This is a genomic window from bacterium (genome assembly GCA_008933615.1).
Taxonomy (GTDB): Bacteria; CLD3; CLD3; order SB21; family SB21; genus SB21.
Genome location: WBUR01000002.1, coordinates 108,536 through 133,753, shown reverse-complemented (window position 1 = coordinate 133,753; position 25,218 = coordinate 108,536). Strand labels below are relative to the sequence as shown.

At 39.9% G+C, this 25,218-nt stretch carries 22 protein-coding genes and 1 tRNA gene; 7 read left to right on the top strand and 16 right to left on the bottom strand.

What is annotated here, in order from left to right; genetic code table 11:
• Positions 1-6 precede the first annotated feature (6 nt).
• From F9K33_01385 to F9K33_01355, 7 genes are read right to left on the bottom strand one after another with little or no spacing between them, the layout of a single operon-like run.
• Entirely contained in the window at positions 7-945 is a 939-nt protein-coding gene (locus tag F9K33_01385) for a bifunctional riboflavin kinase/FAD synthetase (GenBank protein KAB2881421.1), read from the bottom strand.
• A complete protein-coding gene (truB, locus tag F9K33_01380) occupies positions 929-1,768 on the bottom strand; it encodes a tRNA pseudouridine(55) synthase TruB (protein KAB2881420.1) in 840 nt (279 codons plus the stop codon). The genes F9K33_01385 and truB overlap by 17 nt, the downstream gene beginning before the upstream one ends.
• Positions 1,695-2,045 (bottom strand): 30S ribosome-binding factor RbfA, encoded by a 351-nt coding sequence (gene rbfA / locus F9K33_01375; protein ID KAB2881419.1) that lies wholly within the window; start codon positions 2,043-2,045, stop codon positions 1,695-1,697. Before rbfA ends, truB begins: the two co-directional genes overlap by 74 nt.
• 8 nt (positions 2,046-2,053) lie before the next feature.
• Positions 2,054-2,335, bottom strand: a complete 282-nt coding sequence (locus F9K33_01370; protein KAB2881418.1) for a DUF503 domain-containing protein — start codon at positions 2,333-2,335, stop codon at positions 2,054-2,056.
• A 3-nt stretch (positions 2,336-2,338) separates the two neighbouring features.
• Positions 2,339-4,942, bottom strand: coding sequence for a translation initiation factor IF-2 (infB, locus tag F9K33_01365; GenBank protein KAB2881417.1), 2,604 nt, complete (start codon positions 4,940-4,942; stop codon positions 2,339-2,341).
• A gap of 33 nt (positions 4,943-4,975) precedes the next feature.
• The gene (nusA, locus tag F9K33_01360; protein KAB2881416.1) at positions 4,976-6,352 is read right to left on the bottom strand and encodes a transcription termination factor NusA; all 1,377 of its coding nucleotides are present in this window, start codon (positions 6,350-6,352) and stop codon (positions 4,976-4,978) included.
• A 39-nt stretch (positions 6,353-6,391) separates the two neighbouring features.
• Positions 6,392-6,955 (bottom strand): hypothetical protein, encoded by a 564-nt coding sequence (locus F9K33_01355; GenBank protein KAB2881415.1) that lies wholly within the window; start codon positions 6,953-6,955, stop codon positions 6,392-6,394.
• 83 nt (positions 6,956-7,038) lie between these two features.
• Here F9K33_01355 and F9K33_01350 point away from each other — a divergent pair.
• Positions 7,039-7,111: transfer RNA gene (locus tag F9K33_01350), tRNA-Ala, on the top strand.
• 112 nt (positions 7,112-7,223) lie between these two features.
• Here F9K33_01350 and F9K33_01345 read toward each other — a convergent pair.
• The 6 genes from F9K33_01345 to F9K33_01320 form a co-directional block, all read right to left on the bottom strand.
• On the bottom strand, positions 7,224-7,856 hold the full coding sequence (locus tag F9K33_01345; GenBank protein ID KAB2881414.1) for a DUF1684 domain-containing protein: 633 nt from the start codon (positions 7,854-7,856) through the stop codon (positions 7,224-7,226).
• Positions 7,857-7,859: 3 nt separating this feature from the next.
• Positions 7,860-8,846: a selenide, water dikinase SelD gene (gene selD / locus F9K33_01340; GenBank protein KAB2881413.1), complete on the bottom strand. Its 987-nt coding sequence runs from the start codon at positions 8,844-8,846 to the stop codon at positions 7,860-7,862.
• Positions 8,847-8,925: 79 nt separating this feature from the next.
• Complete coding sequence (gene recN, locus F9K33_01335) at positions 8,926-10,629, bottom strand: DNA repair protein RecN (protein ID KAB2881412.1); 1,704 nt, start codon at positions 10,627-10,629, stop codon at positions 8,926-8,928.
• Positions 10,630-10,677: 48 nt separating this feature from the next.
• On the bottom strand, positions 10,678-11,139 hold the full coding sequence (locus F9K33_01330) for a 6,7-dimethyl-8-ribityllumazine synthase (GenBank protein ID KAB2881411.1): 462 nt from the start codon (positions 11,137-11,139) through the stop codon (positions 10,678-10,680).
• 20 nt (positions 11,140-11,159) lie between these two features.
• Complete coding sequence (locus tag F9K33_01325) at positions 11,160-12,110, bottom strand: hypothetical protein (GenBank protein KAB2881410.1); 951 nt, start codon at positions 12,108-12,110, stop codon at positions 11,160-11,162.
• A 29-nt stretch (positions 12,111-12,139) separates the two neighbouring features.
• Entirely contained in the window at positions 12,140-14,302 is a 2,163-nt protein-coding gene (locus F9K33_01320) for a GWxTD domain-containing protein (protein KAB2881409.1), read from the bottom strand.
• A 395-nt stretch (positions 14,303-14,697) separates the two neighbouring features.
• Between F9K33_01320 and mtnA the strand changes: the two genes are divergently transcribed.
• The 6 genes from mtnA to pssA are packed head-to-tail and all read left to right on the top strand — an operon-like array spanning position 14,698 to position 20,812.
• Positions 14,698-15,720 carry an S-methyl-5-thioribose-1-phosphate isomerase gene (gene mtnA / locus F9K33_01315; protein KAB2881447.1) on the top strand — a complete coding sequence of 341 codons (1,023 nt, stop codon included), beginning with the start codon at positions 14,698-14,700 and terminating at the stop codon, positions 15,718-15,720.
• 5 nt (positions 15,721-15,725) lie between these two features.
• Positions 15,726-17,255 carry a tetratricopeptide repeat protein gene (locus tag F9K33_01310; protein ID KAB2881408.1) on the top strand — a complete coding sequence of 510 codons (1,530 nt, stop codon included), beginning with the start codon at positions 15,726-15,728 and terminating at the stop codon, positions 17,253-17,255.
• Complete coding sequence (locus F9K33_01305; GenBank protein KAB2881407.1) at positions 17,255-18,550, top strand: adenylosuccinate lyase; 1,296 nt, start codon at positions 17,255-17,257, stop codon at positions 18,548-18,550. Before F9K33_01310 ends, F9K33_01305 begins: the two co-directional genes overlap by 1 nt.
• Positions 18,551-18,584: 34 nt before the next feature.
• Entirely contained in the window at positions 18,585-19,346 is a 762-nt protein-coding gene (locus F9K33_01300; protein ID KAB2881406.1) for a phosphoribosylaminoimidazolesuccinocarboxamide synthase, read from the top strand.
• Positions 19,347-19,372: 26 nt separating this feature from the next.
• Positions 19,373-20,035, top strand: coding sequence for a phosphatidylserine decarboxylase family protein (locus F9K33_01295; GenBank protein KAB2881405.1), 663 nt, complete (start codon positions 19,373-19,375; stop codon positions 20,033-20,035).
• A 30-nt stretch (positions 20,036-20,065) separates the two neighbouring features.
• Complete coding sequence (gene pssA / locus F9K33_01290; GenBank protein KAB2881404.1) at positions 20,066-20,812, top strand: CDP-diacylglycerol--serine O-phosphatidyltransferase; 747 nt, start codon at positions 20,066-20,068, stop codon at positions 20,810-20,812.
• Positions 20,813-20,815: 3 nt separating this feature from the next.
• On the opposite strand, the gene F9K33_01285 is transcribed toward pssA, so the two are convergent.
• The 3 genes from F9K33_01285 to F9K33_01275 are packed head-to-tail and all read right to left on the bottom strand — an operon-like array spanning position 20,816 to position 25,211.
• Positions 20,816-22,033 carry a tyrosine--tRNA ligase gene (locus F9K33_01285; protein ID KAB2881403.1) on the bottom strand — a complete coding sequence of 406 codons (1,218 nt, stop codon included), beginning with the start codon at positions 22,031-22,033 and terminating at the stop codon, positions 20,816-20,818.
• The gene (locus F9K33_01280) at positions 22,030-23,178 is read right to left on the bottom strand and encodes a response regulator (protein ID KAB2881402.1); all 1,149 of its coding nucleotides are present in this window, start codon (positions 23,176-23,178) and stop codon (positions 22,030-22,032) included. The genes F9K33_01285 and F9K33_01280 overlap by 4 nt, the downstream gene beginning before the upstream one ends.
• A complete protein-coding gene (locus F9K33_01275; protein KAB2881401.1) occupies positions 23,178-25,211 on the bottom strand; it encodes a response regulator in 2,034 nt (677 codons plus the stop codon). Before F9K33_01275 ends, F9K33_01280 begins: the two co-directional genes overlap by 1 nt.
• Between the last annotated feature and the right edge of the window lie 7 nt (positions 25,212-25,218).

Sequence of the window (25,218 nt, the reverse complement as noted above, 5' to 3'; positions counted from 1 at the left end):
AAAAACTTAATTTATTGGAAATCCTTTATTTAATGCTGTTTTTATATCTTCGGAAATTTGTCTTTTGAGTTCTTCTGTGGAATTGAATTTTGCCTCATCACGAATTCGATATAAAAACTCTATTTGTATTTCATCATCGTAGACGTTATTGGAAAAATCAAGTATATGGGTCTCAATAATAGCCTCATCGGCGTTCGTAAAAGTTGGTCTAGATCCAACATTAGTTACCGCCCTGTATTTAATATTTTTTAAATGAACGAAACAGGCGTATACGCCGTTTTGTGGTATTAATTTAAGAGGGTGCCCTGCAATATTTGCTGTTGGATAACCAATCGTCCTTCCTCTGCCGTCGCCTTTGACAATTTTTCCTGAATAAAGATATGGGCGGTTAAGAAATTGGTTTGCCCTTTCTATATGTCCTTCACGGATAAGTCTGCGTATCAATGTGCTATTTATTACTGTATTCTCGTGTGCAACAGCGTTGATCTGATTTACCTCAAAACCGTAACTGCGAGACAGGCGAATCATGAGGTCGAAATTTCCACTTCTGTTTTTTCCGAATACGTGGTCATGCCCGATGACGCATTTTGTCATTCCAATTTTATTTAGCAGAATATCCTTGATAAATTCCTCACCGGTCTTGGACGCTAATTCTTTATCAAACTTGGCCACAATAAGGACATCCACACCTAATTTATCAAGAATGTCTGCTTTTTCCTCGATAGTTGTCAATATACGCATTTGTGGTGTTCGTTCAGGTCGAATGATGGTCTGTGGATGTGGTTCAAATGTCAGTAAGACACTACGCAAATTTCTAAGGTTCGATTCATTAACAAGCGATTTCAGAATTTTCTGATGGCCTCTATGGATACCGTCAAACGTCCCAATAGTTATAATCGTATTTTTTGAATACGTGATTTTCTCAAGGTCAGTTTGAATGAGCATTCGCGCTTTTTAGTGAGTTAATTATTAATGCGATTTGCTCGATAGATAATGCATCAACGCATGAATAGGTTCCGATTGATTCTCTCTTCAGGCTTTTTACATATGCACCGCATCCGATTTTGTGACCGAAGTCGCGAGCAATGGCTCTGATATAGGTGCCTTTAGAACACCGAATACGTGTTTTCATTATGGGTTTCTTGTAATCAAGTATATCAAACGACTCGATTAGAATTTTACGCGGTTTGAGTTCGGGCGAATGTCCTTTACGCGCGAGCTTATAAGATGGTGTGCCGCTAACCTTTATAGCTGAATACGCAGGAGGTATTTGTTCGATCTCTCCTGCAAACTCCATAGCAATTGCAGCAAGTGTTTCAATTGTATAATCTCCAGCCGCTCCTATGTCGATTACTACGCCGTCGCAATCCAGGGTATCGGTTGTTTTTCCTAATTCAAATTCATTCAGATAAGTTTTTGATAGCCCGGCAAATGTATCCACAGTCTTTGTGGCTTTACCCGTACATACGATTAATAAACCTGTTGCAAAAGGGTCTAAAGTGCCGCAATGCCCGACTTTTTTCGCTCTCGTTATATTTCGAATTTTATTTACGACATCAAAGGATGTCCATCCGGCAGGTTTATTAACAAGAATTACAGTCCCCTCATCGAAAAAATTAGAAATCACATTACTGTCGACGGCTAACAGAACGGAGCCAATTGAATTGAAAGTATGGGTTGTGATCAGCGGGAATTCATGAGTTGAGTTTTTCACTATGAATTTCTCTGAATATCTGTTCGATTTTGTCGGCGTTTTGTTGGCTTTCATCAAAATAAAACTTGATCTGCGGAATGTATTTTATATCAATTCGTTCCCCTATCTTGCTGCGAAAAAATCCTTGAGCATGATTCAAAGCCTTTGCCGTCTCCTTAATTTTCGTATGATCCGGTATGGTGAAATAAACCTTTGCGTAGCTAAGATCATCATTCAGCTTGACACCCGTGATAGTCAGGTCCTTGAATCGTGGGTCGCGCATCTCAGTTAGAATGATGGAGCCAATCTCCCTGTAAATAAGCTCCGACAAGCGATGGTTACGTTGATTCATGTTATTTACTAGTAAATTTGTACTGATTGGGAAACAATTTCTGTTTCGCCTTTGAATTCGATCAATTTGATAATCTCATCAAAAGTTTGCTGGACCACTCGTTTTTCATTGCTTACCGTGGCAATGCCAAGTCCGGCTAATTGCCATTTATCTAAATGCTTCACTTCAGCGATAGAAACATTAAATTTTCTCATCACCTGATCTTTGATGCTTTTGAGCACAAAGCGTTTTTCTTTGAGCGAATTACTTGAGTGAATAAATAATTCTAATTCACAAACTCCGACGAGCATACGCTACACCGATAACGTTCGTTTCGTTTCCACTTTTTCGTAACACTCGATCACATCGCCAACTTTGACGTCATTATAATTATCAATAGTTATTCCGCACTCAAAACCCGAAGCGACTTCACGCGCATCGTCTTTGAATCTCTTGAGCGAAGATAACTTACCTTCATGAACAACTTCTCCGTTCCTCAATAGCCTTATCGGTTGGGTTCGATTGACTTTGCCGTCGACCACATAACATCCCGCAATTGTACCGACTTTCGAAATCTTAAATACCTCTCTAATTTCAACTGTTCCGGTGGTCCGGTCGGAATGTTCAGGTTCCAATAATCCTTCAAGCGCTTTACGGATATCCTCGATACAATCATAGATGATATTGTAATACCGGATATCAATATTCTCTTTTTCAGCTAATTTGCGCGCATTAAGATTGGGGCGAACATGGAATCCAATGATTATGGCACCGGAGGCGGCAGCTAAAAGTACATCCGACTCGGTTATGACGCCCACGCCGCGATGAATGATATTCACTTTCACTTCAATGGTACTGAGGCGCTGTATCGAATCGCTGAGCGCTTCTACTGAACCGTCAACATCTCCCTTAAGAATAATACCCAAATTAGATACTTTTCCCTCGCGAACCTGTCTTGAAATCTCATCCAGTGTCAGGAATCTTACTCGGCGGTGATCTTGTTCTCTTTTCAGTTGCTGACGCTTTAATGCAAGGCTTTTTGCAATGCGTTCACTTTTGGTTACAAAGAATTTATCCCCGGCTTGCGGCAATCCATCGAAGCCAATCAGAGCTACCGGAGTTGATGGACCGGCCGCTTTGACAATATTTCCTCGTTCATCATACATAGCTTTGACTCGTCCGGAATATATGCCACATATAAAAGGATCTCCGACATGCATCGTGCCGGACTCAACAAGAACGGTCGCTGTTGCACCGCGTCCTTTGTCAAGACGTGCCTCAATAACAGTACCTTTTGAAAGGGTGTCTAATTTTGCCTTGAGTTCCATTACATCAGCTTCGAGTAATATCTTTTCCAAAAGTTGTTCGACATTGAGGCCTTTCTTGGCGGAAATTTCAACGCATTGATATTTGCCGCCCCAGTCTTCGACCAGTATATTCTTTTCTGATAATTGCGTTTTGATTCGCATGGAATTCGCTTCCGGCTTATCAATTTTATTGATCGCAATAATAATCGGCACTCCGGCGGCCTGTGCGTGGTTAATTGCCTCCACGGTCTGCGGCATGACGCTGTCATCTGCTGCCACTACTATAACGACAATGTCGGTGACTTGAGCTCCACGGGCGCGCATAGCAGTAAATGCTTCGTGGCCGGGAGTATCAAGAAATGTAATCTTTCGCGTGTCCGGCAAAACGACTTCATACGCTCCGATATGCTGAGTAATTCCTCCCGCTTCTCCTGCTACTACATTCGCTCTTCGAATATAATCAAGTAATGAAGTTTTTCCGTGATCGACATGTCCCATAATAGTTACTATCGGCGAACGCGGCACTAATGGAACATCATCTTCTTCTTGTTCCTCCTCAATCTCTAAGTTGTCAAACTCTTCCATGCGTTCAGTTTGAAAGCCAAACTCACTCGCTACAAGCGTGATCGTATCCATATCTAATCGTTGATTGATCGACACCATAAGTCCAAGAGATAAACAAGTTTTAATAACATTCGCCACTTCCTCTTCCATTAGATCGGCAAGTTCATGAACAGAAAGATACTCTTGGACCTTTAGTATATTCTGCTCTTCAGCTGCTGCAAGTTCCTGCGTCTCCGCTTCGCGCTCAGCGCGTTTCATTTTTTTTCGTTTTTGTCTCTCTTCGCCAAGAGTTTTACTTTCATCCATTTTAGCAAGCGTTTCACGGATCGCCGCTTCTACATCTTTTTCATCAACTTTAGCTTTTTTACGTTTTTTCTTCTTTCCTTTTCCGTGCTTATCATCAGCAACTACTTCCGGCTCAGGAACGTCATCCTTTCCTTTTTTCTTTTTTCCGCGCCTTCCAAATGAATCAGCTCCCGCTTCGTCTTTTAAGGCCTGCTTCTCGAGTTGTTGGCGTGCTTTTTCAAATGCGAGTTTAAACTCTTCGATGGATTTATGAGACGATTTTAGTGTTTCAAGAAGGTCTACTTTCTTTTTTTCTAATTTACCGGCTTCGACAGGCTTCTCTGTTTTAAGAGTTTCATCAATTCGCATATCGGTTCCTCGAGTAGGAACCCTGCGTACCGGCTTTTCCTCGGCGCTGTGAGGTGTTTCGAGTTCATGTTCGGTCGTTGGCTTTTCAATAGCATCTTGAATAACCGGCTGTTTTTCCACCTCGACTGGAGTGGGTTCAGCCGGCTGTTCAAATAGAGTCGTTTGATCGTCATCCTTCTTATCTTTTTTGCCTTTTTGTTTGATGTAGGTATCGGCATGTTTCTTCTCTTTGCTGAAACGGGCCAACACTTTTTCCATCATTTCTTCGTCAACGGAACTCATGTGGGTCTTTATAGTCTTATAACCGCTTTTTTGCAAAAAGGCTATGATCTCGGCATGTCCGACAAGCAACTCTTTTGCGACCTGAAAAATTTTTTTACCTGTTTTTGCCATAAAAATTCTAGTGACCTATTATATTAAATAAAGTTATTCTTTAGTTTGTAATTTGCTGTGCGTGCTGATCAGCTTGTTCAGGGATTTTTCCGATACGCCCTCGGCTTTTCTGAGTTCTTCAATATCGTTAATGTCACCCAATTTAACAAATCCCTTTTCGGCAAATATCTCGGCGGCTGCTTTTGACACACCTTTAATATCGTTGATCATCGTTTCTTCAGTAACAGCGGCTTCTTCCTCTGTATCTGTGATTTTTGCTGTTTTAGTTTCTTCGGTTGCGACTTCTTCAGTCAGCACTTCTTCTACCGACACCGCTTCTGTCGTCTCTTGCTCATCATCCTTCTCCTCTTCGCTCTCAGGAGTTCCGCTCAGTTCAGAGTATTTTATTGTTTCAATTTGGTAACCGGTTAACCGTGACGCCAAATTGATATTCTGCCCAAAACGCCCAACAGCAATGGACATTTCGTCGTCATTGATCACGGCTAACGCTTTTTTCTCAGTCTGATCAACTTCGATTCGCAGGGGTTTGGCAGGACTGAGGGCGCGTGAAATAAGAATTTCCGGATCTGAACTCCAACTAATGATATCGATTTTTTCGTTGTTCAACTCTTTAACTATGGCTTGAATACGCACGCCCTTCATTCCAACGCAGGCACCGACGGCATCGATTCGTTTGTCGTTAGAGTAAACTGCGATTTTAGTTCTTTCACCGGGATCGCGCGCGATCGCTTTGATCTCAATAATTCCGTCATAAATTTCAGGTACTTCATTTTCGAATAAACGCATCAGGAACATCGGTTCAGAACGTGACACGACGATTCGCGGGCCGCGCGGATCGTCCACCACTTCTTTGATCAGAGCGCGAACTGTCTCGCCACGCTTATATCGTTCGTTGGCAATCTGTTGAGCTTTCGGCATAATCAATTCGGCGCGTTCAAAACTGACGAAAATCTCATTACGGTTGATCTGCCTTATTTCACCAACGATAATTTCACCGACACGATTGGAAAATTCATCGAAAAGAAGTTTACGCTCTATGTCACGTATTCTTTGATTCAATGTTTGCCGCGCGCTGATAATTAATCGCCTTCCAAAGGTTGCCGGATCGATTACCTCGATAAAATCATCGCCAATTTCCATATCAGGCTCGACTTTTTTTGCCGAATCAACTGAAATCTGTGTAATCGGATCTTCAACTTCTTCGACAACCGTCTTCGTTTGATAAATTTCAATAGCCGCTTTGTCTAAGTTAACAATGACGTCAAAATTTTCTTTTTCACCGTACTTTTTCTTTATCATCATTTTGAAGATCTCTTCAATGATAAGATTTAGCTCATCTTTTTCAATATTCTTTTCCTTTGCGATTTGCGTAAATGCTTCTACGATCTCGCTTGAGTGATCCGCAGCCATATATCCTCCGTTAAACGATTAATATATAAAATAAATTTTTTACCATTTGAGTTGTATCAAGGCGGAATTGATTTTTGCAAGCGGGATTTCAATCAGTTCCGGCAGATTTTTTTTCTTACCTTTGAGCTTCAAATGGAGTTTATCTTCAATGACATTTTCTATCGTGCCTTTGCATTCTTTGCTCGATTTGTCACGGTCCGTGTAATTTACAAGAATCTCGCGCCCGATATTTTTTCGAAACTGCCAGTCCTCTTTAATTGGCCTTTCGACTCCCGGTGACGATACTTCTAAAACGTATTCGCTATCTATGGTATTATCCAACTCCATTTTGTCTGCAATTTTTCTGCTAAAGGCTTTACATTGATCAATCGTAATGCCGCTTTCGCTGTCAAGAAAGATTCGAATCATCTTGCGTGATTGGACACTTTTTAAATCGATTTCTACAACTTTAAAGTCAGTATTTTCAATAGCCCAGTGCACTGTTTCTTGTATTTTTGCCACAAAGTCCATTTCATATCTACAAAATAAAAAAGTGGGTCTTGAGAACCCACTCCGTAATAGGTAAAAGCAAACTGAGGCTAAAGATAAAGAAATAAAGTTCATTTTGCAAGTAAAATTTGTCGTATAATAACAATTTTCTTGCTTTTTCTGGCTTGAATATTTACATTGGCGACACCATTTAATTTGGGGACATAGCTCAGCTGGGAGAGCGCAAGGCTGGCAGTCTTGAGGTCAGGGGTTCGATCCCCCTTGTCTCCACATGTGGAATGACTAAGCATTTATTTGCTTGGTCATTTTTTTTGTACCGCTTACATATTTGGAGGGTTCCATGTTCCGAATAAATCAAGTAGCTGCGACTGTTTCATTTATATCAATGCGCCTTAAGGTCAAATTTCTTCTCGCCCGCATAAACTGAAATCAGCAAGTGATTTTCTTTCGGCGGGTAAGGACAGTTATAGTTGTCGCTGTACGCGCACCATGGATTATAGGCGGAATTGAAGTCCAAAATGTAATCGTCACTCTTCCCATGCAATGTCAATTCTATGTATCGACCCGCTGAATAAGTTTCATTCCCATTCGTTGAGTCTTTAAATGGAATAAAAAGATAGTCGTCGTTGCCTTCGATTGCCGGTTTTGGCCGGTACGCGTTCAATTTCTGCCGACCATGAAAATCGAATTCAAAATAACCGTATTCAGTATAGTGTTTGATCTTGCCTTTGGAAGTAATCATCTCTAATTCGCGTGGCTTTTCATATTTATTCAATTGTAATTTGAACACATATGCAGAATCAAATGCATAATAATTTAAACCACGAAATAGTACCTTGACGGTGTCGTTTAGAGGCGAATCTGCAGATGAAAAAAAATTATCCTTTTCAGCGCGGTTTTGCTTAGTCAAGAACTCGATTTTCTTTGATTCGCTCGTAGAAAGATTATGATTTGGCAACTTTCCACATGAAGCGATAAAGACGGATCCAAGAAACAAAACAAAATAACGATACATAAACTACCCCAGTATAATTTGTCCCGCTCCTTCACTTACAAAGCCAATAATACCAGTCGAGAAGTAGCCGTAGTTACGCAGGCCGGCAACCAATTCATCAGCCCGATGTTTTTGAACTGCAATTAACAGCCCTCCGGATGTTTGGGGATCATATAGAAGTCTTTTCATGTCCTCATCTATAGCTTTAGATATAATAATATTATCCCCTATTAATTGACGATTTAACTTGTTTCCTTTCGTTAAATACTTCTTTTGAGCAGCAAACTTCCTTGCTTTCTTAAAAAACGGGACTTGGCTCGCCATGATAGTTAAATCAACTCTACTTGCGGTTGCCATTTCAAATGCGTGCCCGAGCAAGCCAAAACCTGAAATATCGGTTGCGGCGCTTGCCTTAAATTGTCGCATCAGTTCCGCACCTCCGTCATTCAGATGAATCATCGACTGTACGATCTCTTTCACGTCCGATGGCGCAGCATCCCCTTTTTTGATCGCAGTAGCGATCAGCCCCGTACCTATCGGTTTAGTTAAAACTAAAACATCGCCGGGTTTTGCATTAGCATTTGTTATAATATCTTTGGGAGAGATAATTCCGGTAACTGAGAGTCCATACTTAATTTCTTTGTCCTCGATGGAATGGCCTCCTACTAATACAGCGCCGGCTGCTTTAATACGCTCAGCTCCTCCCTCCAGAATTTTATGTAATACGTCGATAGGCAACTCTTTCGACGGAAAGCATACCATATTCAAAGCCGTGAGTGGCTTACCTCCCATTGCATAAATATCTGACAACGCATTGGAAGCAGATATTTGGCCGAATGTATACGGATCATCCACAATCGGAGTGAAAAAATCCACAGTTTGAATGAGCGCGGTATCGTCATCGAGACGATACACACCGGCGTCGTCGGAAGTTTCCATTCCGACCAATAAATTATCATCTGTGAATTTCGGCAGACCTGCCAAAACGGCCCTCAAATCAAGAGGACTCATCTTACTGGCTCAACCGGCGCATTCAACAGTTTGCGTTAGTCGAATTTTCTTTTTCATGTAATTTAAAATCTGAATTACGCTATGTGCTGAGACTTGAAACAAGCTCTTTGGCATTCTTTAAAGATGCGTCCGTGACATGCTCGCCGCCCAATAGTTTAGCAACTTCACGTATTTTATCATCTTGTGAGAGCTTGTTGATTGTGGTAACTGTCTTGTTCTTATTAAAGTGTTTTTCAACGGAATAATGCGATTGTGAAAAGCCGGCAATTTGAGGCAAATGGGTAATACAAATCGTTTGATGGGATTGCGCAAGATGGTATAACGACTTGCCGACTGCCTGCGCAATGCGTCCGGAAATGCCGACATCGATTTCATCGAAAACCAAAGTAGGAATCTGATCCGACCCTGCAAGTGCGGATTTCAGACTTAACATAATGCGCGACACCTCACCCCCGGAGGCAACCTTGACCAATGGTTTCGGCGACTCTCCTAAATTAGTGGAGATCATAAATTCTACGAAGTCAAGGCCAGTTGATGACGCGTTAACATGAACGCCGTTCACTGTGATGAAACCTTCAAGGTTTTCAATATATCTGATTTCTGTTTTAAATATGGCGTGTTCCATGCCTAAGTTCCGCATTTCCAGAACGACTTTCTTGTCGAGTTCAACAGCAAATTTACGTCGTTGCGCAGTTAACTCAGCGCAAATTTTAACGTAATTTTCAATCTCAATCGCCAGCTGCTTTTGCTCCTTATTCAATTCAAAATCAAAGTTATCCGATATATTAATGGCTTCCTGGATTTGATCTTTCTTCGCAAGAATTTCTTCGATTGATCCATACTTCTTTTTCAATCGTTGGATAGCCGCAATCCTCATTCTAATTTCCTCAAGCCGCTCAGGCTCAAAGGTTAATTTCTGATGGTAATCACCGACCCATCGCGATACTTCTTCCAGCGTAATTTTTGCCGTGACGAATTGGGTAAGAATTTCATTTAACCGCTCGTCGATTTTTCTAATTTCTTCAAAATCGCGAGACGTTTCGCCCAAAATTTCCACAACCGATCTATCTGTGTCATACAGGGCATCGTATATTTTTTTTGTTAGTTCAAAAAGTTTTTCAGAATTCGAAATAATCTTTTCTTCCTGTATTAATCTCGTGTCCTCACTGATTTCCGGCGAAATATCCTTAATCTCCTTTAGTTGATGCTGAAAAAGTTCGCGTTTTTCAAGATAAGTTTGTTTATGGTTTTCAAGCTCTTCAATTCTATTTTTGATCTCGCCAATCCGCTTAAATCTCTGTTTGACTTCGTTTGTCACAGACTCAAGACGTCCGTATGCATCCAGGATATCCACATGAATTTCCTGATGCAGCAGCGACTGATGGTCATGTTGTCCATGGAGATCAACAAGGAGATCGCCGATTGACTTAAGAAGCGAAGTCGTAATTAGCGTATCATTAACAAAACATCGATTCTGGCCTTTGAGGGAAATTTCGCGACGAATCAAAATCTCATTTTCATGAACCTCGATATCGTTGTCCTGAAGTAAACAGCGGACACCTTGGTTGTTTTCAATGGTAAACGTTCCTTCAATTACTGATCGCTCTGCGCCACTGCGGATATTGTCAGTAGCGGCCCGTTCTCCAAGGATCATAGATAAAGCGCCAAGTAGTATAGATTTTCCCGCCCCTGTTTCGCCGGTAATAATGTTTAATCCAAGCTCAAACTGAATTTCGGCCTCTTCAATCAAGGCAAAGTTCTTTATACTTAGCGTTTTAAGCATCTCAACGGAACGTTTTATTTGCGGAATAAAATGAAAAAGGCAAGTATGCTACTTTAATTGTTTCAACAGATTTACCATTTCAATAGCCGTTAAAGCCGCATCCCAGCCCTTATTACCGCTCTTAGATCCGGCGCGTTCAATGGCCTCTTCCAGTGTATCGCATGTAAGAACGCCAAAAATGGTTGGGATGCCCGTTTGCAGTCCCACTTGGCCAATTCCTTTTGCGGCTTCACCAGCCACATAGTCGAAATGGGCTGTTTTACCGCGAATAACCGCGCCCAGGCAAATTACAGCATCATATTTTTTCGTTTGCGCGATCCTTAACGCCGTGAGAGGAATTTCGAATGATCCCGGTACCTTGACGATGTCGATATTTTCTGAATTTCCGTCATGACGATTGATGCAATCCGTTGCTCCCTCTAATAGTTTGTCCGTTATGAAACTATTAAAACGGCTGACGATGACTGCATATTTGTGATTCTGCGCTGAAAGCTTTCCCTCGAATGTCATAAATATCCTCAATATGTTTCTTAATAGATGAATCGTATAGTTGAAAATGTGATTAATTCATTTTGATGCTGCTTCTGTTCCAGCCTAAAAGACAAACTGAGTTTTGTTGATTCTTCTCTGTTCTTTCGTTTCACAGTCCAGACCGCGTCTGTTATGCTCAAAAGGTGATTAATCATGATTAAACCGGTCATTCCGCGCGCCGTGCTCAGGTAATCATTGCTTTTGATGCGCATCCCGCGATAGTCTATCATCAATGGCGTGAGATTATTTCTTGTATACCCGGTATACGGATACGTGTTCTGGTTATTTATAGCATCACTCCACCCAAGTCCAAATTGTTCAGGATATTTATAAATCATCTCGTAATACTGCTGACGGGAATTTTTATAAAGATGATGAACGGAAACCCCGGTGTTAGTCCCCCATTCGTTTTCCGCAGATTCCAATAATGCAAAATTAATTCCGCTGTCCTTGCGGCCTAAGTCCCCGGGGCTTATTTCAAAATTCGGATCATTTTGCAGTGACGTTTCCAAAAACAGAAGATACTTATCAACGTCCCAATGGTTGTCCGCAAATTTCTCATATTTTTTTTCGAACTTCTTTCCCTTATTTTGATTATGAAAATAAAGCACCCAGCCCGTTATTTCTAAAGCTAAAAAAGACGCTCCTTTTATCAAACTTTCACGTCCGTTTTGTGCGTAAAGCTGACCAGTACCTGGAAGGATTGCTGACATGCTCAATGCAAAAAAGGCTGATTTCTTTTGATGGTCTGAACCGGAAATACTCAAGTAAGATTTCTGAAAATCCGTATGCTTTTCTAATGCATAAAAAGGCCGACGCAAGGAGTCTATGTGAAACCGGCTCAAATGATGAAACGCAAGGAGCGTTTTGGTTGGGGCAGCTTTTTCATCTACAGCCAAAGCATCCTTACACAACAGTAAGGTTATAAGACTATAAAGTATTAGTTTCAATTCACCATTCTTGATGTTGACGTTACCCTCTACTTCTGGATCGTTTCTTCTTTTTTCTTTTCTTCGTCTAGAATAGTCAGATTGATAACGCTGCTTGATTCCTTTGAAGAATTTAGATCCTTAACTTTAACTTCGAGCGTCGCCACACCGGTTGGTAATTCGCTTATATCGAAGCCAATATATTCTTTTTCAGTTGTTGATTTGCCTTCTTTTGTAGTGATCGATGAGGTGGAAGCCTCCTGTTTGTTACCAAATACTCCGGTAATTGCTTTAAGAAAACCCTGTCCACCTTCAGCCATTTTGATAGAATATGAAATTTGATACGAACTCTTTCCGTCATTATTCAATGTCAGGTTATAAATTTCATAATAAACCGTTAAAGGTTTATTTTTTAGAAGACCGGCGGCAGGGTTAGGTACTACTTTAAGTGTTGATTTGGGTTTGACAAACTTTTCTCTTGTAATCGTATTGTCGACATATTGCGCTATTTCTATATCACTTACTGTAAGTGTATCTGACGAATAATCACGCACAGACACTACAAATTGATATATCCCGACACGGTCTTTTTCATTATTTCTTATTTCAAGCGCCGCTACATATTTTCCTGGTGGAATTTCATTGTCGAGTTGGTCGATATAGAAGTGCGAGGTTATCTCGTTTCCTCCGGCTGTAATCATATAATCGCGATCAAGCTTCATTACTTCGTCATATTTCAGGTCAAACAACGCAAAATTAAGCTTCAGGCCGGTTGAGAATTTATTTGTCTCCGAAATACTCGGCACAAAATTTAGTTGATTGAAAGGAACAACATAATAAAACTCCAGCCGCGAATCTTTTTTGTTACCTTTAAATGAAGCGAAATTGCAATTGATCGGCAAATGAGGCGCGCCTACATCGAAGATAAAATTTTGTTTATTCACATAATTTAGATTAAAAGTATTGTCTTGTAGGTTTTGATTTGTCTGAAGCGCACCGGCTGCGTCCCTTGCTCGTGACAAGCGATCGATAAGCGGTCCAATTCCAGTCAAACCCCCACCGGCGTTTTGCATCTGCTCTTCAATTCTTTGTTGTTCAACATCAGCCTGTGTTTTTATTTTTAAAGCAATTTTTTGATAGTACATGTTGTAACTTGATCTTTCATTGAATAGCTCAACGATATCCTGAATTTTGGCACTATGGTCAACCGCGTCAAAAAGTGATGTGAGCTGATAAGATCCATGAAAATCCACAAAGTCGTAGAATAATCCCGCTTTAATGTTATCGTAAAACCAAGATTCGTTTTCTTTTATGTTTTGTTGAGGTCTTCCATAGTAAACTCTTTCTGGTTTGCCGAGTTTGATATACAGAGCGCCCCTATCGTCATACCATGGTTTGAATGCTTTGCTGTATGTTTGACGTGCATAGTTTAGTCTCTTGTAATGTTCAATTAAACGCTGATTGACAGGGTCTATCGGATTAGGATCACGGCGCTTCCAAAAAGTTTTTAAAAATTCTAATTTTTCAGGGTTTGACTTGAAAGATTCCCACTGCTTTATTTCGTCAGTCGATGCAATCTCTTTGGCGTCGATAAATACTTTCTCAATTGTTACCGGGTCTCTGATATCATTTAGTCCGCCATAAAATGCTTCGCACGCCTCTTCATCTTTACCGATGTCCATAAACACCAATGAAAGCTGTATAAGAGGAAACGTGTCTTCAAGATTTATAAGAGCGCCCTGTTTGTACGAATCAATTGCCAGATCATATTCTCCCATTTCACGATAGGTTGAGCCTAATTGGAGCCAAACATTGGGCAAATCAAATGCCACAAACCTGTCGTCTTTAGAAATTACTTGTTTAAAAGAAGCTTCGGATTCTCTAAGTTTACCTTCAAATCGTTGAAGCATGCCTTTCAAAAAAATCCCTTCAGTATCTTCAGCGTTATTCTTAAGAACCTTGGAAATATATTGAGAAGAACGTTTGAGGTTATCGCCAAAAAGTTTTGAAAAAATTCGGAGTGCCCCGGACATGTTTTCATAGTTTTTCAATTCTGTAAATGCCAATTTCTTATAATATAGAGAAGAATCCTGGACATCCATCTGTGCGTTAATGGCTCTTTGTATCACGATCTCACTTGCTATAGCGCTGCTTTTTGTGAAACCGTAGCTTAAAACGGAAAGTAGTGCCAAATACCAGGGAAACAAACGCATAATCACTCCTTTTTTAATAATAATAGAGCCTGCTTACTATGCTCACATACGTCAGGTGAGCCCTTCGGCAGGGCTCAGGACAAGCTTGTCGAGCCATGACAGAGTATAGTAAAATCAGCCTTCGAATTCGTTGAGGCTGAAGGTTCTTTTCCTTTCGTGAGCCCACAGGATAAGCATGTAATAGAATATAAACTTTGAATCGTAATAAAGCAAATAATTTTGTCAGTGAAGATAAATTCAACGATTATAATATCTTTACGTTTATTTTCTTATTTGTTTCATAAAATAATTTAGAAGATACCCAAGTTTAAACTTGATTTTTGAAATAGCATTAAATATATTTCTCAAATTCATTTGAATTTGTTTTTTTTGAATTTAAAAAAAGATTTTCTATGATTGAGACTATTCGATGGGCTAATGATTCCATTCGAATAATTGATCAAACCGCTCTTCCGAAAAACGAGGTTTACCTGAATATATCGAGTATTGATGAACTAATAGACTCGATAAAAAAACTAAAAGTTCGCGGCGCTCCGGCTTTGGGAATTGCCGGTGCATACGGTATGGTTTTGGGTATGCAGGAATTAATACGGGCAAGAAAATCTATTTCCTTCGAAAAAGTAAATGACATAGCAGACCGTTTGATTGAGAGCCGCCCAACGGCGATAAATTTAAAATGGGGCGTTTCGAGAATAAAGAAAATAATTGAATTGAAACAAGTCGTAAAAACAAGCGAGCTCATGGATAGCGCAATGTCTGAGGCACATGCTGTTTTGACAGAAGATATACAATGCTGCTTGTCACTTGGTCGGCAAGGTTCCGCGCTAATCAAAGATAAATTTTCAATATTAACTCATTGCAATACGGGCGGACTGGCTACCGGTGGTTTCGGAACGGCTTTGGGTGTGCTTGTGACGGCGCATCAGCAACATAAACGTATTCATGTATATGTTGATGAAACCAGGCCGCTTATGCAAGGGACGCGATTAACATCGTGGGAACTAATAAAAGAAGGAATTGATCACACGATAATTGCCGACAGCATGGCGGGTTATTTAATGGCTCAGAATAAGGTGGATTGTGTAATTGTCGGTGCAGACAGAATTGCAAAAAATGGAGACTCCGCTAACAAAATCGGCACATATTCACTGGCTGTTTTATGTGAAAAACACAAGGTTCCGTTTTACGTTGCTGCCCCTACTTCAACTATTGATTCGATAGCGAAAAACGGCCATGACATTCCGATCGAAGAACGTAATCCCGATGAAATCACTCATTATCATGGGAATCGCATAGCACCTGCTGGCGCCCGTGCGTATAACCCTGCATTTGATGTTACTCCGGCAACAATGATTACGGCAATTATAACGGAAAAAAATATATATAAAGGGCCGCATTATAATTTCGCGGACTGTTAATTAAAATGAATAATTCGGAGGAAATGATGTATTCTTCAAGACTCAAAATATCACTGACATTGGTTGCAGTTTTTACAATGAGTTTGTTGCTTTTTGTGACCGACCTGACTGTTTCTCAAAACAAAAGTCACTCAGCCGTAATTGGTGGTGTAAAAGTGAGATTCAAGAACGCGGTTAATCAACCAGGCGAAGCTCAAAAATATTATGAGGAATCAATTGATCTCTTGCTGAAAAATAACGTTGTTAGGGATGAACGTGAAAAAGACAAAGAAGAGACGTATTTCTATTTAGGCTCGGTCTATTACTACATGCGAGAGTATCAACTGGCTTACGATGCTTTTCAAAATTCATTGAGTCACGGGAAGAAATTCCTTGAAAAAGGCGAGCATATTACCGGAGGCATTGAATTGTTTTCGATCAAAGAATGTATCAACGATATGAAATTGAAGACATTTAATCAGGGTAACAAAGCATTTAACACAGCCTTAACGATGTCTGCCGGGGATAGCGCCAGGACCCTATTTTATCAAGCAATTGATAAGTATAATCTCATTCTGGCCTGGGATCCCCAATCGGTCATAAATGGAACCAGTTATGCTGCAACCGTCTACAATCTATTGGCCAATTCGTATATTCAGTTGATGAATTCTGAGAAGGACGAAGCCAACAAGAAAATTCTCCGAGAGAGGGTACTGGAAAATTTATTAAAATTGTCAGATGCTGACAAAACCAATCTCACAGTCATGTACAACATTTTCATCCAATATTTCGATGAGAAAAATTACGATAAATCAATAGAATGGATCAACAAAGCATTGATGGTTGAAACAAATGACAGTCTAGCTAAGGTTATTAAATCCACTTTAGTACAACAAAAGGCCTATATTTACGATAATATTCTAGGCAAAACAGACGAGGCTTTTAAGACATACGAAGAACTTATTAAAACTGATCCCAACAACCCTGATTGGCATTTCAATTTAGCACGCCTATATTTCGGCAAGAATCAGAACGACAAAGCAATCGAAGAACTGAAAATAGTAAAGAGATTGAAGCCGTCAGACGAGGAATCCAATTTTCAGGTTGCAGACGAGATGTTTTTTGCCTATCAAAAACAACGCAGTAGTGAAATCGAAAAACACGGCGGGGTTGCAAAAGCGGATATGAAAACAGTTACAGGGATCCTTAAGCCTGATATTGAAGCATGCAAACAAAACATAATGGAAGCTATAGAGGTGATGGGAAAAAATCTTGAAACATCATCTGACAAAGCGGAATCGTACTATCGCATTGGTAAGTTTTATAATCTCATTGCAGAATTAGAAGGAAACTTAGCCTACAATCTTGAAAACAAAGAAAAAGTTAAGATTCAAAAACCGTACTTTGAGAAGGCGGTAAATAGTCTGAAAGAAACGATCAAACTAAATCCTACACACAAGAATGCTTGGCAGAATCTGTTCGTGGCATACACTAACCTGCAATTGGTTAAAGAACGTGATGAAGCCTTGAAAAAATTTAATGAACTTGGCAAATAATGATAACGAGGTATACGCGTCCGGAATTCGGAAAAATATGGTCTGACGAGAATAAATTTCAGAAATGGCTTGACGTTGAAATCGCTGTTTGCGTTGCACAGGCTGAATTGGGCTTAATTCCTCAAAGCGCAATAGACTCGATTAAGAACAAAGCTAAGTTTAATACTTCTCGTGTATTAGAAATTGAGACCGAAGTTAAACATGACGTCATAGCCTTTCTGACCAATGTTGCTGAATATGTCGGCGAAGATTCGAGATACATTCATTTAGGTATGACATCCAATGACGTTCTGGATACGTCCCTTTCCATACTCCTTCGTGAAGCAGGAGAAATTCTGGTGAGTGACTTGAAAACCCTCCAGAATGTTGTGAAGAATCGAGCCATAGAATTTAAATATACGCCATGTATAGGAAGAACGCATGGGGTTCATGCTGAACCGATTACTTTTGGTCTAAAGTTGGCTCTTTGGTATGATGAGATCGGACGGAACTTAGCGCGTCTTAAAGAAGTTATTGACGGTATTTCGGTTATCAAAATCTCCGGAGCGGTTGGAACTTTTCAACATTTGGATCCCCGAGTGGAAGAAAAAACAGGACACCTGTTAGGGCTAAAGCCTGTCAACGCAACACAAGTCGTTCCTAGAGATTTGCATGCTGATTTTTTGTCCACATTAGCCGTAATCGGGGCTTCAATTGAAAAATTTGCTACAGAAATTCGAAGTTTACAACGCACTGAGATACTGGAAGCGGAGGAGTATTTCTCTAAAGGACAAAAGGGTTCGTCCGCGATGCCGCACAAGCGAAACCCAATCACATGTGAGCGAGTAACCGGATTAGCCCGGCTTTTAAGGTCGAATGCCATGGCTGCGTTAGAGAACGTTGCCCTTTGGCATGAAAGAGATATTACGCACTCCTCGGTTGAACGTGTCATATTGCCGGACAGTACTATTTTACTGGATTACATGCTAACCCAATTTACGCATGTCATCGAACGTCTTCTTATTTATCCTGACCATATGCTAAAAAATATTAATAAGACCCGCGGATTAATATTCAGCCAACCCATTCTGTTGGCGCTTGCGAACAAAGGTATGCGTCGAGAAGCGGCTTATAAAGTTGTTCAAGAAAGTGCAATGGAAGTGTGGCAATCTGAAAAAAGCGACTTCAAGGAAGTTATTTCCAAGAATGAGATTGTGAGAAAACTGTTAAGTGAACAAGATATTAATGAGTGTTTTGATATGTCCCGAAGTTTACAACACATTGATTATCTGTTTGAACGATCCGGAATAAAATGAACTAAACGTTATTAAGGCATTGCAGGAGGCTACCTTGGAAGTCAACATAAAGAAATTGGAAAAAGAGCAGCTGTTCTATGACGGCAGTATGAAAAAACTTTTCAGCACCAGCAACCCCGATTACTTGTTTATGGAATTCAAGAATGAGGTTGTTGCTATTGACAGCAAGAAAACTAAAAAAGTAAGAGGCAAGGGTCAAACCAATACAGAAATATCTTCATATATATTTCAGTTTCTCGATAGCTATCATATCCCGACTCATTATATTGGGAAGCTCAATGAAAAATGGCTTGTAGTCCGTAAATTGGAAATGGTTCCAATCAGTGTTATCGTTCGCAACGTTTCTGCAGGAACTTTTGCAAAAAATTTCAGAATGGATGAAGGTCAGGTGCTCCCCGCTCCCATTATTGAGTTTTATTTCAAGAATGAAAAAATGGGAAACCCGATGGTTAATGAATACCATCTGTATGTCTTTGGGTCTGCTAATCAAGACGAAATCAGGATGATCCAGCGGCTCTCTGCCAAAGTAAATGCTGTGATGAAAAACTTTTTTGAGCGCCGAAATTATCAACTAGTAGATCTAAAATTAGAATTTGGCCGATCCAAAGGTAAGATTTACCTTGGCGATGAAATTACGCTTGATACCTGCCGGATTTGGGATAACGTTGATAATTCAAGGTTAGAAAAAGAGATCGCGCACAGCAAAGAGAACCAAATAGGCAAAATATACAATGAAGTGAAACAGCGAATTTTGCATCCGCGCGCCAAAGACGAGAAACTGAATTTGGTAGGCTAAATTAATGACGTATTTAATCTTTCAACATGGAGTATCAAATCTTGAAAATATCAAAAGAAGGGACACTCACGATTGTTTTGGTTAATATTTTTGTTTCGTGTGTTATAATTTTACTTATTTTTTTTGGTAATCCGGTTCTCTACTGGTTGCTTGCTCCATTATTATTTATTGAATTTTTAGTTATCTATTTTTTCCGTGATCCTGAGCGTAATATTCCATTGGGCGATAATCTTATAGTTTCTCCAGCCGATGGGAAAGTAGTGTTGATCAAGGATGTATACGAAGATCAGTTTTTAAAATCAGATGCTGTGCAGGTCAGTATATTTCTGTCGGTTTTCAATGTTCACGTAAATCGAATTCCGATCAGCGGGGTTATCAAATATTTTCGTTACATGCATGGCACTTTTTTGGCTGCCTTTAATCATGATGCATCGGTAAAAAATGAACAGACGGTTATTGGCATCGAAATGGTTAAAGGTAAGCTACTGTTCAAACAAATAGCCGGATTATTGGCGCGCCGAATCGTGTTCGATCCAAAAGAAAAAGACAATGTGGTTACAGGTGTCCGATGCGGAATCATTAAGTTCGGGTCGCGCGTTGATGTGATTATGCAAAAAAACGTTGACATAAAAATCAGGGTTGGCGACAAAGTAGCCGGCGGGGAAACCATTATCGGAGTCATTCGTTAGAATGTACCACGACAAAATGGAGAAACTTTTTTGAGACAATTACCAAAAAGACACCTCCCTTCTTTAGTGACGGCATTGAATCTTTTTGCAGGATTCTTGTCAGTGGTATACTCAATAAATGGAGACTATGTGTCGGCAGCTTGGTTGATCCTTGTTGCGGCTGTCATGGACGTCCTTGACGGAAAAGTTGCGCGTCTGGTTAAGTCAAGTTCTGAATTCGGCGTAGAGCTTGATTCTTTAGCTGATATATCCAGTTTTGGTTTTGCCCCGGCAATTCTAATTTACCAGTCTTATTTTTCGTCTTGGGGTTTTTTTGGAATATTTCTCAGCTTCTTACCGCTCGTTTTCGGGGGAATTCGGCTTGCGCGTTTTAATACGCAGGCTACTGACCTTGCTGAAAAGGACAATTTTTTCAAGGGGTTGCCCATTCCCTCATCTGCCATTTCACTTGTAGGTTTTGTTGTATTCGAAAAATCCATATTTGGCGGATTCAAACATCCTGAAATACTTACTGGCTTGACCATACTTGTATCTTTGTTGATGGTCAGTAAAATACGATACGAAGCTATGCCTAATTTTTCATTTAAGAGGCCTCAAGACGCGATTAAAATCATTTTGATGATCGTAATTCTTCCCCTTTTTGCGATATTTCCGTCAAAAATAATATTTCCGGGAATGATGATGTTTATCTTCAGCGGTTTGCTGCGCGCAATTATTGATCATTTTAAGAGAGTAGATGATGATGATGAAATTTCGGATATCCCGGCAGTAGAATAACGTTTATTTTGTACGGACAATTTTTAGAAATTTTCTTTTACCTACCTTTAGAATCAGATCGCCATCCAGTTTCACATTTAGTTTGTCATCCATGATTTTTTGGCCGTTAAGACTGACTGCGCCTTGTAGTATCTGTCTTCGGGCCTCATTTCCAGAATCAACCAGTTTCGTTTCTGTTAGCAACTTTACAATTGTCATTTCATTTATCGACACGTTAAAAATCGGAATATCTTCCGGAATATCTTTCTTTTTGAATATAAGATCAAATTCCTCTTCAGCTTTTTCGGCAGATGATTTATCATGATACAGTGCAATAATTTCCATTGCCAATTTTCGTTTTAGAAGCGAGGGGTTCACAGATTTGTTTTCTAGATCCCTTTTTATTGATTCTAATTCCAAAATGGAAACGTTTGTCGTTAACTCAAAGTATTTATAGATTAATGAGTCCGGTATAGACATGATTCTTCCGAACATTTCTTTCGGGACATCGTCAATACCGACATAGTTGTTAAGTGATTTACTCATTTTTTGAACCCCATCGGTTCCTTCGAGTAAGGGCATAGTAATGATGACCTGTGGTTCTTGGCCGTATTCTTTTTGTATGTCTCTTCCAACCAGCAAATTAAATCGTTGGTCAGTCCCCCCCAACTCCACGTCAGATGCAAGTGCAACTGAATCCATCGCCTGAGCGAGGGGGTACAAAAATTCATGTACGCTGATTGGTTCATTATTTCTATAGCGGTTCTGAAAATCATCACGCTCTAGCATTCGGGCAACGGTATACATACTTGCCATCTTCACTACGTCTGCAAAGGCCATCGGAGCCAGCCATTCTGAATTATAAACAATTCTAGTTTTTACAGGATCCAGAATCTTAGAAGCTTGTTCAAAATAACTTTTGCCATTATGCCGAGTTTCTTCTAGTGACAAAGAAGGGCGGGTTTTGTTCTTGCCAGTCGGATCCCCTATCATACCTGTAAAGTCTCCGATCACCAATATTGCTTCATGTCCAATATCCTGGAATTGTCTTAATTTCCGAAGAACGACTGAGTGGCCAATGTGCAAATCCGGCCGCGACGGGTCACAACCCAATTTAATTTTGAGTGGCTTATTCTCTTTTATTGCCCGCTCCAGCTTCCTAATAAGTTCATCTTCTGGTATGATATCAACTATTCCGCGTCGAATTATGAGAAGTTGTTCATCGATAGAATGCTGCATCATTTCTCCAATAGATTAGGTTTGAGTGGTAGTTTTATCGTGATGGTAGTCCCGATATTTTCTCGGCTTTGAACTTGAATAGTACCCCCATGGCTTTCGAGTAACATTTTTACGATGGACATACCAAGACCGATTCCTTTAGGTTTTGTGGTAAACAAAGGCTCAAACATCTTATCAAGGTCACTTTGGGGGATGCCGCAACCGGTATCTTTGATTGTTAGATCAACAAATTCCTTATTCAGGATGGTTTTAATATATATTTTACCGGAATCGTCAATGGATTGTATTGAATTTAAAATCAAATTAACTAATATCTGCTGAATCTGGCCATCATCAAGATACAGCTCTGGAATGGTTTCATCCAATTGTTGTTCAACATGTATGTAATCCGGGAATCTGAGTCGATTTAGCGTCCCGGTTACGATTTCATTAAGGTCGCAGGGTTTTAAACTTGGTTTCCGTTCCCTAGAAAAATCAAGTAAATCGTTTATGATCTTCGTGGATACCATTACTTCATTGTCAACTATCTTCAGCAGTTCAGCGGTTTCTTTATTTCCGTCCTTAATTTCATTTTTCATCAAAGCGGCTGCAGTTTTGATCCGTGAAAGCGGGTTGCGTAATTCATGGCCTATGCTCGCCGTTAATTGACCGACAACTGCCAGCTTTTCGGTCCGCAAGAGTTTATCCTGAGTTTCTTTTAATTCGCGTATATTCTGCTCTAGTTCGTGATTTTTCCTCAGTAATTCTTCCGTCAGATTTTTATTATCATTCAGCAAATCGAATCGTTCAAAAGCCTGTCTTATAGTAATTCGTAATTCATCCGTATCCCATGGTTTTACGAGGTATCGGTAAACAATACCGCTATTAATAGCGTCTATGGCAACGGACAGATCTGTATATGCCGTAAGGATGATATTGACTGTGTTAGGAAGAATAAGCCTAGCCTGTCTTAAAAACGCCATGCCGTTCATTTTTGGCATACGCTCATCGGTAATTATGACCTTTACCGGCGATTGTTTTAATATTTCCAGTGCCTCAAATCCATTATTCGCAGAAAGTGTTTTATAATCTGATTCAAATGTCTTAACGAGCACGTCTAAAACGCGTATTTCATCATCAACAATGAGCAATGGTTGAATGTTTTTCATTAGACCTCTATTGGTTTGAGCAGTTTTAATGCTCCCTCGACCATGCCCATTAGATCAATCAAATTGAAGGGCTTTGATAAAATAAAATCAATATTAAGATTCTTTTCTTTTATCTGTTCTACTTCTGAAGTCCACCCTGTGACCATAATAACAGGCACTGCGGGGCACATATCTTTTACTCTGGAAGCGAGTTCTAACCCGCTAATCTTCGGCAAACTTAAATCTGTAATAACCAAATCGAATTTATGTTTCTTGAATTCTTCAATTGCCGACGTTGCATCGTGACAACAGGAAACCTGAAAATTTCGTGATTCGAGTATATCCACCATAAGTTCGCTCAACGCATCGTCATCATCGACTACAAGGATATTAAAAGACTCGTTTTCAACTTTAATGTCATTCTGCAATTCTACTTCAGTTCGTAAAAAGCGAGCTGAATCCGTCCGCTTGAAAATGAATTCACAGATAAACTTAAAATCAGCAAACACGTCAAATCGGAATTCGATATCATTCAAACTCAAAAGCATTTTTGTTGTTCTAAATACGAGCTCTGATCTTTTTTGATGTTTTTGTGTGTCTTCAGGATGCCGGACTGCGGATAAATCGCCTTGGAAGTTTCGCACCATTATGTGCGTTCGGTTTTCGCTCTCGCGGCTGTCAAAATAAATTGTACTGTTCAGCTGTGATTTATTAATTAACACAAACAATACGTTGTTCAATATCCGGTCAAATTCATTTCGGTTCAGTTCAGTGATTCCACATGAAGTAATGCGGTTGGAAAAAAGTACATTTTTAACGGGCATTTTATTCATAGCGGCCTTTTCTTCCATTCCGAAGAGCGCCTCATCTATTATGGATTTAATGTCAACTGCAACGTGACTGGAATGATCAAGAACAAAATCATGGCTCTGGAGCTGATTTACCGCGTAGGTCATTTTATCCAGATGATCTACAATATGTGACAATGCCGCGTCTGATTGTTGATTCTCGATATCACAGAGAATACCAACATTTGTAATAATCTGGATTAGCTGGTCCCGGGTGTCTGACAAGAATTCTCTTCTAAGATCTCGCACTGAATTAGTATCCTGAAATGTGTGGAGCTCTTTTTCAATTACAGATAGTTGTTTTGAAATCTGATCAAGACTTTTAAGATTATTGTCCCTGGCCATACAAATAGATAAGTACCATGCAAGCTCTTCAATCAAATAAATCATTGATTTATTTAACTCAGTATTGTGTGTAAATCCGACATTTAATGTTCCGATAATCTGGTCTTTAGATATGATCGGGGTCACAACAAACGTTTGCCTGGTATTGTTTCTGAAGGGAGAGTTCTGAATGTCAGGTAATTTAGCTGAACTGTAAACGTAGGACTGAACCGTATTCTTGATGTTTTTATAAATAGAATGACCGTATGTGAGTTTTTCTCGTTCAAAATCTTCAGAAACGAGCGTCGTGTTGTCAAAAGTGAATTCAGATGCAGAAAAAAAGCACTCTTCGATAGTGTCATATTCCGTGATCAATACATGGTCGGCTGATAACAATTGATTTATTTTTTCAGCTAGATAACGGCAAATGACACCGGTCTCCATACCAATGCCAATCGCGCGCACAAGTTCGTTTCTGTAGTCAGCGTCTTTTTGAATGTCGTCCGGTTGGTAAAATATATTAAAAGTTCCAATGACACCGCCGTCTATACCGTGTACAGGCACTGTAGTTTGAATGAGTTCAAACCCTAATGAATTTGACTGTTGTGTGAAAACTTCATTATTCGTGATGGCCTGATTAATCTTGAAATATTCATCAATTTTCCGTTTCTCGATGACAGGTAATTTTAAACTTTGACCGATGAGGGATGTAACAAACACATCGGTGTCCGTCACGGCTATAGAATAACGGGACGGTAGAAGAGGTTTGAATGAATAGCAAAATTCAACTAATGATTCCAAAAATCTTCCATCCGGATTGATTTCGTAGAAGCGTCTTTCAAAATATATGATGTTTTCAATTATATTTTGCGGGTTGTTCATAACAAGT

Coding starts and splice junctions, on each gene's coding strand:
- nusA (KAB2881416.1), bottom strand. CDS start 6,352: ATGGCTGCGGATCACTCAAGCGAGATCGTAGAAGCATTTACGCAAATC.
- infB (KAB2881417.1), bottom strand. CDS start 4,942: ATGGCAAAAACAGGTAAAAAAATTTTTCAGGTCGCAAAAGAGTTGCTT.
- F9K33_01345 (KAB2881414.1), bottom strand. CDS start 7,856: ATGTATCGTTATTTTGTTTTGTTTCTTGGATCCGTCTTTATCGCTTCA.
- recN (KAB2881412.1), bottom strand. CDS start 10,629: ATGCTTAAAACGCTAAGTATAAAGAACTTTGCCTTGATTGAAGAGGCC.
- F9K33_01285 (KAB2881403.1), bottom strand. CDS start 22,033: ATGATGCAGCATTCTATCGATGAACAACTTCTCATAATTCGACGCGGA.
- F9K33_01310 (KAB2881408.1), top strand. CDS start 15,726: ATGAATAATTCGGAGGAAATGATGTATTCTTCAAGACTCAAAATATCA.
- F9K33_01370 (KAB2881418.1), bottom strand. CDS start 2,335: ATGCTCGTCGGAGTTTGTGAATTAGAATTATTTATTCACTCAAGTAAT.
- F9K33_01330 (KAB2881411.1), bottom strand. CDS start 11,139: ATGACATTCGAGGGAAAGCTTTCAGCGCAGAATCACAAATATGCAGTC.
- F9K33_01295 (KAB2881405.1), top strand. CDS start 19,373: ATGGAGTATCAAATCTTGAAAATATCAAAAGAAGGGACACTCACGATT.
- F9K33_01275 (KAB2881401.1), bottom strand. CDS start 25,211: ATGAACAACCCGCAAAATATAATTGAAAACATCATATATTTTGAAAGA.
- rbfA (KAB2881419.1), bottom strand. CDS start 2,045: ATGAATCAACGTAACCATCGCTTGTCGGAGCTTATTTACAGGGAGATT.
- F9K33_01320 (KAB2881409.1), bottom strand. CDS start 14,302: ATGCGTTTGTTTCCCTGGTATTTGGCACTACTTTCCGTTTTAAGCTAC.
- truB (KAB2881420.1), bottom strand. CDS start 1,768: ATGAAAGCCAACAAAACGCCGACAAAATCGAACAGATATTCAGAGAAA.
- F9K33_01355 (KAB2881415.1), bottom strand. CDS start 6,955: ATGAACTTTATTTCTTTATCTTTAGCCTCAGTTTGCTTTTACCTATTA.
- selD (KAB2881413.1), bottom strand. CDS start 8,846: ATGAGTCCTCTTGATTTGAGGGCCGTTTTGGCAGGTCTGCCGAAATTC.
- F9K33_01305 (KAB2881407.1), top strand. CDS start 17,255: ATGATAACGAGGTATACGCGTCCGGAATTCGGAAAAATATGGTCTGAC.
- F9K33_01385 (KAB2881421.1), bottom strand. CDS start 945: ATGCTCATTCAAACTGACCTTGAGAAAATCACGTATTCAAAAAATACG.
- F9K33_01280 (KAB2881402.1), bottom strand. CDS start 23,178: ATGAAAAACATTCAACCATTGCTCATTGTTGATGATGAAATACGCGTT.